This is a genomic window from Mesorhizobium sp. M0833 (genome assembly GCF_040319905.1).
Taxonomy (GTDB): Bacteria; Pseudomonadota; Alphaproteobacteria; order Rhizobiales; family Rhizobiaceae; genus Mesorhizobium.
Genome location: NZ_JAMYOQ010000032.1, coordinates 48,879 through 59,824, shown reverse-complemented (window position 1 = coordinate 59,824; position 10,946 = coordinate 48,879). Strand labels below are relative to the sequence as shown.

Annotated in this window: 7 protein-coding genes, 1 tRNA gene and 1 pseudogene; 3 read left to right on the top strand and 6 right to left on the bottom strand. The window is 63.7% G+C overall.

Annotation, left to right across the window (positions count from 1 at the left end):
* Nucleotides 1–145 precede the first annotated feature (145 nt).
* A tRNA-Pro gene (locus tag NKH98_RS26950) sits at nucleotides 146–222 on the bottom strand.
* A gap of 206 nt (nucleotides 223–428) precedes the next feature.
* On the opposite strand from NKH98_RS26950, the gene NKH98_RS26945 reads away from it, so the two are divergent.
* Nucleotides 429–1,943, top strand: coding sequence for a phosphomannomutase/phosphoglucomutase (locus tag NKH98_RS26945; RefSeq protein ID WP_502894336.1), 1,515 nt, complete (start codon nucleotides 429–431; stop codon nucleotides 1,941–1,943).
* A gap of 73 nt (nucleotides 1,944–2,016) precedes the next feature.
* A pseudogene (locus NKH98_RS26940) lies at nucleotides 2,017–3,280 on the top strand (AGE family epimerase/isomerase); the annotation flags it as partial.
* Here the strand turns inward: NKH98_RS26940 and betB are convergent.
* From betB to betI, 5 genes are read right to left on the bottom strand one after another with little or no spacing between them, the layout of a single operon-like run.
* Complete coding sequence (betB, locus tag NKH98_RS26935; protein WP_352903133.1) at nucleotides 3,244–4,707, bottom strand: betaine-aldehyde dehydrogenase; 1,464 nt, start codon at nucleotides 4,705–4,707, stop codon at nucleotides 3,244–3,246. The pseudogene NKH98_RS26940 and the gene betB overlap by 37 nt on opposite strands.
* A 59-nt stretch (nucleotides 4,708–4,766) precedes the next feature.
* Complete coding sequence (betA, locus tag NKH98_RS26930; RefSeq protein WP_352903130.1) at nucleotides 4,767–6,419, bottom strand: choline dehydrogenase; 1,653 nt, start codon at nucleotides 6,417–6,419, stop codon at nucleotides 4,767–4,769.
* A gap of 3 nt (nucleotides 6,420–6,422) precedes the next feature.
* A complete protein-coding gene (locus NKH98_RS26925; RefSeq protein WP_502894335.1) occupies nucleotides 6,423–7,430 on the bottom strand; it encodes a threonine/serine dehydratase family protein in 1,008 nt (335 codons plus the stop codon).
* On the bottom strand, nucleotides 7,430–8,956 hold the full coding sequence (betC, locus tag NKH98_RS26920) for a choline-sulfatase (protein ID WP_352903124.1): 1,527 nt from the start codon (nucleotides 8,954–8,956) through the stop codon (nucleotides 7,430–7,432). The genes NKH98_RS26925 and betC overlap by 1 nt, the downstream gene beginning before the upstream one ends.
* Nucleotides 8,953–9,543 (bottom strand): choline-binding transcriptional repressor BetI, encoded by a 591-nt coding sequence (gene betI / locus NKH98_RS26915; RefSeq protein ID WP_352880850.1) that lies wholly within the window; start codon nucleotides 9,541–9,543, stop codon nucleotides 8,953–8,955. The genes betC and betI overlap by 4 nt, the downstream gene beginning before the upstream one ends.
* 227 nt (nucleotides 9,544–9,770) lie before the next feature.
* Here betI and NKH98_RS26910 point away from each other — a divergent pair, with 227 nt between their 5' ends.
* A complete protein-coding gene (locus tag NKH98_RS26910; RefSeq protein ID WP_352903121.1) occupies nucleotides 9,771–10,937 on the top strand; it encodes an acetyl-CoA acetyltransferase in 1,167 nt (388 codons plus the stop codon).
* Nucleotides 10,938–10,946 lie beyond the last annotated feature (9 nt).

The following is a 10,946-nucleotide window of genomic DNA, read 5'->3' as shown; positions in this document are numbered from 1 at the left end:
GTAAGCTTCATGCACTATGATCTGGGATATATCGACCTGGAACAGAGAACCTTGCAGACCATCGACAACCCGTTCGGCACGAGGTTGTCACCCATATCTTAGGTACATTCTGTTACCCATGTCTCCGGGTCGCACCGTGTTTTTCTGGTCGGAGTGGCAGGATTTGAACCTGCGACCCCATCGTCCCGAACGATGTGCGCTACCAGGCTGCGCTACACTCCGTGACCAGACCGCGGGCTTATAGCCGCCGCGTTTGGTTACTGCAAGCGCCAATGGAGGCGCTTCTGTAGCATTTCTTTCGCTTTCGCCGTCACGTCATACAGGTTTCAGTTTGCTGTCGCACAAACACGGCTTAAAGGCTTCTGGGTAACCGTCGCCTTGCCTCGAAGCACCTGATTCAGCTCGCCTGGAGTTTAATAGCCGTGTCGATGAAGATCATTAGCGATGTCAGACCAAACACTTTTGAGTTTGAAACCTCGGCATTGATCAAGCCGTCCGGGTTTCGCGAATATGATGCGCGCTGGTGGTTCGGCCATCCCGGCTCGAACGAAACGCCGGAACTCAATCTGATCGGCGTCCAGGCGCTCGGCATGGGGCTCGGCACGCTGATCCGTCGCCTGGGTGCCGGGCCCGACATCGCCACTGGTCACGATTTCCGCTCCTATTCGCTTGCCATCAAGCTGGCGCTGGTTTCCGGGCTGATGGCGGCCGGCGCACGGGTTAAGGATGTCGGGCTGGCCTTGTCGCCGATGGCTTATTTCGCCCAGTTCGCACTCGACACGCCGTCCGTCGCCATGGTGACTGCCTCGCACAACGAGAATGGCTGGACCGGCGTCAAGATGGGCGCTGCGCGCCCGCTGACTTTTGGTCCGGAGGAGATGAGTGCGTTGAAGGCGATCGTGCTGTCCGGCGATTTCGATCTTGTCGGTGGCGGCTCTTATGGCTTCGTTGCGGACTTCCGCAAAACCTATCTTGACGATCTGACAGCGGGAAAGCGTATCTCCAGGAAGCTCAAGGTGGTGGCCGCTTGCGGCAACGGCACCGCTGGGGCTTTCGCTCCCGAGGCACTGGAAAGGATCGGCTGCGACGTGATCCCACTCGACGTCGAGCTCGATCATACGTTTCCCAATTACAATCCCAACCCCGAAGACATGCAGATGCTGCACGCCATTCGCGACAAGGTGCTGGAAACGGGCGCCGATGTCGGGCTCGGTTTCGACGGCGACGGCGATCGCTGCGGCGTGGTCGACAATGAGGGCAACGAGATCTTCGCCGACAAGGTCGGTGTCATGCTGGCGCGCGACATTTCGCACCTCTATCCCGGTTCGACTTTCGTCGTCGACGTCAAGTCGACCGGATTGTTCATGACTGACAAGGTGTTGCGGGAAAATGGCGCAGTCACCGACTATTGGAAAACCGGTCATTCCTATATCAAACGGCGCGTCGCCGAACTCGGCGCCGCCGCCGGTTTCGAGAAATCGGGCCATTTCTTCTTCAATCCGCCGATCGGCCGCGGCTATGACGATGGCCTGGTAACGGCCATCGCCATCTGCCAGATGCTGGATCGCAGCCCGCAAAGCAGCATGGCCGATCTCTACCGCGATCTGCCGCTGACGTTCGGCACGCCGACCATGTCGCCACACTGCGCCGACGAGCTCAAATACGGCGTCGTCGAGCGCGTCGTAGGCGATTTTCGCAAGATGAAGAACGACGGCGCGGTCTTCGCCGGCCAGAAGATCGCCGAACTGATCACCGTCAACGGCGTCAGGGTCGTGGCGGAGGATGGTACCTGGGGGCTGGTGCGAGCATCATCGAACAAGCCGGAGCTTGTGGTGGTGGTGGAGAGCCCGGTATCGTCCGAGCGGCGCCGGCAGATGTTCGAAGCCGTCGATGCGGTGCTGCGCCGCAGCCCCGAAGTCGGCGCCTACAATCAGACCTTTTGAGCGGGGCTCGTTTTCATAACCGAACGGATCGTCAGTTTTGTGATGAGCGGCGGCGTCGGCTCGCGGCTGTGGGACCGCCGACGCCACTTTCGTCGCGCCGGTCAGCCACAGCCAGAGTGTCAAAAAAATCGTCGAGCAGCTCGAAAAGAGCGGGCGCCTTGAGACTAGGTTCAGCCCGCCGACGATCGCGTCATAGCCATTGGCTGTTCGAGGAGACGGTGCCGTTGTGGTCGACGGTCGGCGTCGATGAGCGCCATGGCGGTTTCCACGAAGCGCTCGGCTTCGATGCCGCCCCGCTGATGAACCCAAACGCATGCGCACGCAGGCCAGGCAGATCTACGCCTTCGCCGTCGCCAAGGCGCGCGGCTGGAACGGCCCGGCCGATCGGCTGATCAGCCACGGCCTCGAATTCATGGCCAGGAACGGACGTACCGACAATGGCGGCTGGGTACGCACCCTCAACATCGACGGCACGGTCGCCGACGGCGCCGAGGATGCTTACGATCATTCCTGCGTGCTCCTGGCGCTGGCGCATGCCCATATGTGCGGCAATTCCGATGCGTTGCGGCTTGGCGAGGAGATCTTTGCGTTCATCGACGCGCATCTCGAGGACGAACGCCTGACCGGCTTCCGCGAAACCTCGATCGGCGAGGGCGAGCGCCGCTCCAACCCGCACATGCATCTGCTCGAGGCGTTCCTGAATTGGCATCAGGCGACCGGCGAGCGCGCTCATCTCCGCCGCGCCGCGCGCATCGTCGATCTGTTCTGCAGTCATTTCTTCGACCCGGAAAGCTGGACCCTTGGCGAGTATTTCGACCATGAATGGGCGGCCGGCCCCTGGCGAGAAGGGCACGTGGACCGAACCGGGCCATCATTTCGAATGGACCTCGCTGCTGGTCGACTTCGCCGGCCGCAGCGGCCAGAGCGGCTTGACCGGCCTCGCCAGGAAGCTCTACGCGTCGGCGATCGCCAATGGCCTGAACCGCGCCACGGGCCTCGCCTACGGCGCCGTCTCGCGGCAAGGACTGCCGCTCGACCGCGTCTCGCGCAGCTGGCCACAGGCCGAAGCGATCAAGGCGGCGATCGCGCTGGACGGTTCGGGCGGTCCCGACCTGAAGCCGGAAATCGAGGCGCGTGTCGGCCGGCTGTTCCGCTGGCACATCAATCCCGCACCGCTCGGCCTGTGGATCGACCGCATCGACGAGCGCGGCCGTTCGCTGGCAAGCGAGGTGCCGGCCAGCATCTTCTATCATCTGGTCTGCGCGCTGACCCAATATCTGGACGGCACGGCCCGCAAGGATCAGTACGGGCTGGCGACATCCCCGGTCTCGACATAGACCGACTTCAGTTGCGAATAGAGTGCTAGCGCCGCGAGCGAATTCTCGCGGCCGATGCCGGACTGCTTGAAGCCGCCGAAGGGGATTTCGACCGGCGTCAGATTGTAGGCGTTGATCCAGCAGGTGCCGGCCTGCAGTTCGGCGACGACACGATGGGCGCGCGCCAGGTCGCGGGTGAACACGCCAGCGGCGAGGCCGAATTCGGTGTCGTTGGCGCGCTCGATCACCTCGTCCTCGCTGTCGAATTTCAGCACACTCATCACCGGCCCGAAAATCTCCTCGCGCGCGATGCGCATCGTGTCGGTGACACCGGTGAACACCGTCGGCTCGACGAAGAAGCCATCCTGGAAACCCTGCAGCGAAGGCACGTTTCCGCCGCAGGCGAGCACCGCGCCATCCTGCTTGCCAGCCTCGATGTAAGAGACCACCTTGTCGTGCTGCGCCTTCGAGACCAGCGGCCCCATCTGCGTGTCCGGATCGAGCGGATCGCCGATGCGGATTTTCTTCGTCCGTTCGGTCAGCCTCTCGACGAAACGGTCATGGATGCCGCTCTGCACGAAGACCCGCGTGCCGTTGGAGCAGATCTGGCCGGTCGAATAGAAATTGCCGAGCATCGCGCCGCCGATGGCGTTTTCGAGGTTGGCGTCTTCGAAGATGATCAGCGGCGACTTGCCGCCGAGCTCCATGGTCGCGTGCTTCATCTTCGAGCCGGCGAGCGACAGCACCTTGCGGCCGGTCGGCACCGAGCCGGTCACCGAGACCTTGGCGACGACATCATGGCCGACAAGGCCGGCGCCGACATCGCCAAAACCCTGCACGACATTGAACAGCCCGTCCGGCAGGCCGGCCTCGGTGTAGATTTCGGCGAGCGCCAGTGCTGAGAGCGGCGTGTTCTCCGACGGCTTGAACACCATCGCATTGCCCATGGCGAGGGCCGGTGCGGATTTCCAGCCCGCGATCTGGATCGGGTAGTTCCAGGCGCCGATGCCGACGCAGACGCCGAGCGCCTCGCGCCTGGTGTAGGCAAAGGGTCCGCCGAGATCGATGGCCTCGCCATTGAATGCGGCAACGGCGCCGCCGAAATATTCCAGGCAGTCGGCCGCCGACGGGGCGTCAGCAACCAGCGTCTCCTGGATAGGCTTGCCGGTATCCAGCGTCTCAATGCGCGCCAGATCGGCATTGCGCGCGCGCAAAATGTCTGCGGCACGGCGCAGGATGCGGCCGCGTTCGACCGGCTTCAGCCGCGCCCAGGCCGGTTGTGCTGCACGCGCCGCCTCGATCGCGAGCTCCAGCACGTTTGGCGTCGCCGAGCGCAGCATGGCGATGGTCTCGCCAGTTGCCGGATAGATAACCGGCAGCGCTGCGCCGCGCTCGTCGTCGATATAGCGGCCATTGACATAATGCGATGCCGTTGGCTGGGCGCGCATGACTGTTCTCCAAATCGTCTTGTCGCGGCATGCGGAATATGCGTCCGCCGGATCATGGCCTATCTGTCCGACACCTGCCAGCGCGGATTGATCCATGGTTCCTGGTTGGAAGGTGGCAGCGGCGTGCGCCCGAGAATGTGGTCGGCGGCCTTCTCGCCAGTCATGATCGTCGGCGCGTTAAGATTGCCGTTGGTGACGCGCGGGAAGATCGAGGAATCGGCGACCCGCAGCCCTTCGATGCCGATGACACGGCATTCGGGATCGACGACGCTCATCGCATCATCGGCACGGCCCATCTTGCAGGTGCCGCAAGGATGGTAGGCGCTTTCGGCGTGGTCGCGAATGAAGGCGTCGAGCTCCTCATCGGACTGCACATGCGAACCCGGCGACAGTTCCTTGCCGCGGTACGGATCGAAGGCCGCTTGCCCGAAGATTTCGCGGGTCAGCCGGATGCAGTGGCGGAACTCCTTCCAGTCGTCCGGATGCGACATGTAGTTGAAGCGGATCACCGGCTTCGATTTGGGATCGGGCGAGCGCAGCGTGACCGAACCGCGCGACTTCGACCGCATCGGCCCGACATGCGCCTGGAAACCATGCGCCTTGGCCGCCGCCTTGCCGTCATAGCGGACCGCGGCCGGGATGAAGTGATACTGGATATCGGGATAATCGACGCCAGCGCGCGAGCGCACGAAGGCGGCTGCCTCGAAATGGTTGGTGGCGCCGAGGCCGGATTTGAAGAACAGCCATTGTGCCCCGATCATCGCCTTCGAAAACGGATTCAGCACCGAGTTCAGCGTGATCGGCTTTGTCGATTCCTGCTGGATGTAGAGCTCCATATGATCCTGCAGATTGCGGCCGACGCCCGGCCGGTCGGCGATCACCGGAATGCCGTTCTCCCTAAGGTGCTGGCCGGGGCCGATGCCGGACAGCATCAGGATCTTGGGCGAGTTGATCGAGGACGCGGCAACGATCACCTCGCGCCGCGCTCTGACTACCTGAATCCGTTTGCGCGCTTCAATCTCGACGCCGGTGGCGCGTTGATTCTCGATGATCACCCGCCGGGCGAAACCCTTGACCACGATGACATTTTTCCGCCTCAGCGCCGGCCTCAGATAGGCGCTCGCCGCCGAGCAGCGACGGCCGCCGCGGATGGTCTGCTCCATCGGCCCAAAGCCCTCCTGCTTCGCGCCATTATAGTCGTCGGTCAGCTCGAAGCCGGCCTGACGGCCTGCCTCGACGAAGGCGCCATAGAGTGGGTTCGTCCTCGAGCCGCGCTGCACAGTCAGCGGGCCGCCATGGCCGCGCCAGCCATCCTCGCCGCCTGCGCTGTCCTCCATGCGCTTGAAATAGGGGAGCACGTCGGCAAACCCCCAGCCGGCCGCGCCCTGTTCGGCCCAGTGGTCGAAGTCGCGGGCATGGCCGCGCACATAGACCATGCCGTTGATCGACGACGAGCCGCCGATGACCTTGCCGCGCGGCGTCGCCAGCACGCGGCCGCCGAGGTGCGGCTCCGGCTCGCTGGCAAAGCCCCAGTCGTAGAGGCTCATATTGAGCGGGATCGACAACGCCGACGGCATCTGGATCAGCGGCCCGATATCGCTGCCGCCATATTCGATGACGATGACCGAATGCTTGCCGTCCTCCGACAGCCGGTAGGCCATGGCCGAGCCGGCCGAGCCGGAGCCGATAATGACGAAATCCGCTTCAAGCATGGTTCATGCGCGCCCGTGGTTCATATGCGCAATGAAATCGGCCAGCGAGACGTTGCCGCCGGTTGCCACTACGAGAACGGTCTTGCCGGTCGCGTCGACCTTGCCGCCGAGCAACGCCGCCAGCGAAGCAGCGCCGGATGGTTCGAGCACCAGCTTCAGCCGCTCGAAGGCGATGCGCATGGCGCGCCGCACCGAAGCATCGTCCACGGTGACGCCGCGAACGCCGGCTGCCTTCACCGCTGCGAACGGCGCGTCGCCCGGTCGCCGCGACATCAGCCCGTCGCAGATCGATTTCGGCCCGATCGGCATGGTTTCGATGGCGCCATGCGCCAGCGACGAGCCCATGCCGTCAAAACCTTCGGGCTCGACGCCGATGATCTCCGTGGCGGGCGACAGGTAATGGAAGGCCAGCGAAACGCCGCCGATCAGGCCGCCGCCGCCGACTGAGCAGAACAAGAGATCGACCTCCGCTTGCCTGGCGGCGAGCTGGTCGAGTGCCTCCAGCCCGGCACCGGCCTGGCCGGCGACGATCTCCGGATCGTCGAACGGGTGCAGCAGCGCCAGGCCTTCGCTAGCAGCGATCTCGCGCGCCTTGGCGGCGGCGACTTCCTCACGCGCGCGCTCGCCATGGTCAGTCAGCACCACGCGCGCGCCGTAACCCGATGTGGCGTCGCGCTTGGCGGCTGGAGCGTCGATCGGCATGACGATGGTGACGGGAATGCCAAGCGCTTCGCCTGCCGCCGCTAGCCCCTGCGCGAAATTGCCGGAAGAGTAGGCGACGACGCCCTTTTTGGTTTCGTCAGGCGAGAGCTTCTTCAGCCGCCAGTAGGCGCCGCGCACCTTGAACGATCCGGCCCATTGCAGCGATTCGGCCTTGACGAAGACGCGGGCAGCGCCGGTCTCGCGGGCGAGTGCCGCCGATTCCAGCAGCGGCGTGACCTGCGTTGCCTTGGAGGTGACGGCATAGGCCTGCCTGAGATGGTCGAGCGAGGGGACGAGACGGTCTGCCATCATTTGCCTCGCGGAAAGCGCTTCTGCTCTTCGAGCAGGTCGAGGTTCATGTGGTTGCGCATGTAGCGCTCCGATGCCTTCTGCAGCGGCTGGAATTCCCAAGGATAATGGGTGCCGTTGCGCAGCGCCGGGTAGACCACCCAGCGGCGTGCCTGGCTGGCACGCACCGCGGCATCGAACGCCGCCATGTCCCAGCGCGCCCGCACCTTGTCTGTGAAAGCGGCCACCAAAGCCGCATTGGGCGGATCGGCGGCGAGATTGGTCAATTCCCGCGGATCCGATTCAAGATCAAACAGTTGCGGCGGATCGATCTCGCAATGGATGAATTTGTGGCGGCCCTCGCGCATCGCCACCATCGGCGCGTTGGAGCCTTCGGCGGCATATTCCATCAGCACCGGCGCGGAGCGTTTCTTTCCGTTCAGCAACGGCAGCAGCGACTGGCCGTCGGTCCACGGGGCAATCGCGCTGATGTCGATGCCGGCGAGGTCGCAAAGCGTCGGCGTCACGTCGAGATTGGAAACCGGCGTCTCGATTAGCCCGGCGTGTATGCTCTTGCCGGCGATCATCAGCGGCACCCGCGCCGAACCTTCGAAAAAGCACATCTTGAACCACAGGCCGCGCTCGCCAAGCATGTCGCCATGGTCCGAGCAGAACAGGATGATCGTATCGTCGAGCATTCGCGTGCGCTCGAGTACCGACAGCAATTCGCCGACCTTGTCGTCGAGATAGGAGATGTTGGCGAAATAGCCGCGCCGCGCGCGGCGTATCTGCTCAGTGGTGATGTCGAAGCTGTCATAGTCGCTGGCGCGGTAGAGCCGCTGCGAATGCGGGTCCTGCCTGTTGTAGGGGATGAAGCCGACCTCCGGCTCGAGCGCCGGGCAATCCTCGTAGAGATCCCAGTAGCGCCGCCGTGCGACGTAGGGATCGTGCGGATGGGTGAAGGAAACCGTCAAGCACCAGGGCCGATGTGCGGCATCGTCGGAGACGCGGGCAAAATCGTAGAGCTTCTGCACCGCATGGAAGGCGACCTCGTCGTCATATTCCAGCTGGTTGGTGATCTCGGCAGTACCGGCGCCGCTGACGGAGCCGAGATTGTGATACCACCAGTCGATGCGCTCGCCGGGTTTGCGATAGTCGGGTGTCCAGCCGAAATCGGCCGGATAGATGTCGGTGGTCAGCCGCTCCTCGAAACCGTGCAACTGGTCCGGCCCGACGAAATGCATCTTGCCGGAGAGGCAAGTGTGATAACCGGCAGCGCGCAGATGATGGGCAAAGGTCGGGATCGAAGACGCGAATTCGGCGGCGTTGTCATAGACACCGGTGCGTGACGGCAACTGGCCGCTCATGAATGCGGCGCGGCCCGGGGCGCAGAGCGGCGAGGCGGTGTAATTGTTGCAAAACCGCGCCGAACGCGCGGCGAGCGCCTTCAGATGCGGCGCGTGCAGGAAGTCCGCCGGCCCATCCGGGAACAGCGTTCCGTTGAGCTGATCGACCATGACGATCAGGATGTTGGGTTTGGATGTCACTGCTTCTGCCGTCCGCTGAGCTTCGTTTCGAGATAGTCCTCGATCAGTGCGATTGCGGTCGCGGCATCGGGGACGCCGTCCTTCAGCGCGCGCCTGATATAGAGCCCGTCGATCAGCGCCGCAGTCGCTTCGGCGACCCGGTCGGCCTCGCTCCTCGGCAGGATGCCGGTCAGCCCGCTGAGCAGATTGGAATGCAGCCGCCGCGCATAGACCTTGAGCAGCCGACGAAGTGCTGACGACTTCTGCGCCTCGACATAGAAAGCGAGCCAGGCGGCGATCGTTTCGGGCTGGAACTGGATGTCGGAGAAGTTGACCGCGACCACCGCCGAGACGCGCTGGCGCGCCGTGCCGGCCGCGCGAAGTGCACGGCGCGTATCGGCGGTGAGTTCGCTGAGGATGTGCCGCATGGTCGCCAGCAGCAATTCGTCCTTGGCGCCGAAATAATGGTGGGCAAGCGCCGAGGACACGCCGGCGCGCCCGGCGATTTCCGACATCGTCACATCGAGCGAACCGCGCTCGCCGATCGCCGAGATCGTTGCGTCGATGAGCGCCCTGCGGCGCAACGGTTCCATTCCGAGTTTCGGCATTCTTGCTCCGGCCTGTTGGCACCAAGATTATTTTTTATTGACGCATCAATCAACAAAAATCCGGTCTGATTTGCTGGCAAAAGCCAGGCACTATGACCAGATGTTCAAGATCAAGCGATTGTGCGGTTCTGGCCCCTTCACGAAGCCGGCGGAACGGTTCATGCTTGAACAATGCTGAGGCGCGCCGCAAGTATCGCGTAGCCCGGGTCCACAGGATGGAGATCGCCATGACAGCATGCATCGTCGGTTGGGCGCATTCGCGCTTCGGCAAGCTCGAAGGCGAGACGCTGGAGAGCCTGATCACCAAGGTGGCAGTCGAGGCGCTTGATCATGCCGGCATCGGTCCGGATGACGTCGACGAGATCGTGCTCGGCCACTTCAACGCCGGGTTTTCCGCCCAGGATTTCACCGCGAGCCTGGTACTCCAGGCCGACGACCGGCTGCGCTTCAAGCCGGCGACCCGCGTCGAGAACGCCTGCGCCACCGGCTCGGCGGCAGTCAGGCAAGGCATCCGCGCCATCGCCGCCAATGCCGCCCGTATCGTGCTGGTGGTCGGCGCCGAGCAGATGACGACGACATCAGGTCCCGAGATCGGCAAGAACCTGCTCAAGGCCTCGTATCTGCCGGAGGACGGTGACACGCCGGCAGGCTTCGCCGGCGTCTTCGGCAAGATCGCCCAAGCCTATTTCCAGCGCTATGGCGATCAGTCGGATGCGCTGGCTATGATCGCCGCCAAGAACCACAAGAACGGCGTCGACAATCCCTATGCGCAGATGCGCAAGGATTTCGGTTACGAGTTCTGCCGGCACGAAAGCGAAAAAAACCCCTTCGTCGCCGGTCCGCTGAAGCGCACGGACTGCTCGCTGGTCTCAGACGGCGCCGCCGCGCTTGTCCTTGCTGATACGGCCACGGCGCTGAAGATGCGCCGCGCCGTCGCCTTTCGCGCCAATGAGCATGTGCAGGATTTCCTACCGATGTCGAAGCGCGACATTCTCGCCTTCGAAGGCTGCGAGCAGGCCTGGAACCAGGCGCTGAAGCAGGCGGGCGTGACGCTCGGCGACCTTTCCTTCGTCGAGACGCATGACTGCTTCACCATCGCCGAACTGATCGAGTATGAGGCGATGGGCCTGGCCAGGCCGGGCGAGGGCGCCAAGCTGGCCCTGGATGGCGAGACGGCGAAGAATGGAAGGTTGCCGGTCAATCCGTCGGGCGGGCTGAAGGCCAAGGGCCACCCGATCGGTGCCACCGGCGTATCCATGCATGTGCTGAGCGCCATGCAGCTTGTCGGCGAGGCGGGCGGCATCCAGGTGCCGGGAGCAAAACTCGGCGGCATCTTCAACATGGGTGGTGCCGCGGTCGCCAACTACGTTTCCATTCTCGACAGGATCAGATAAACCCGCCCG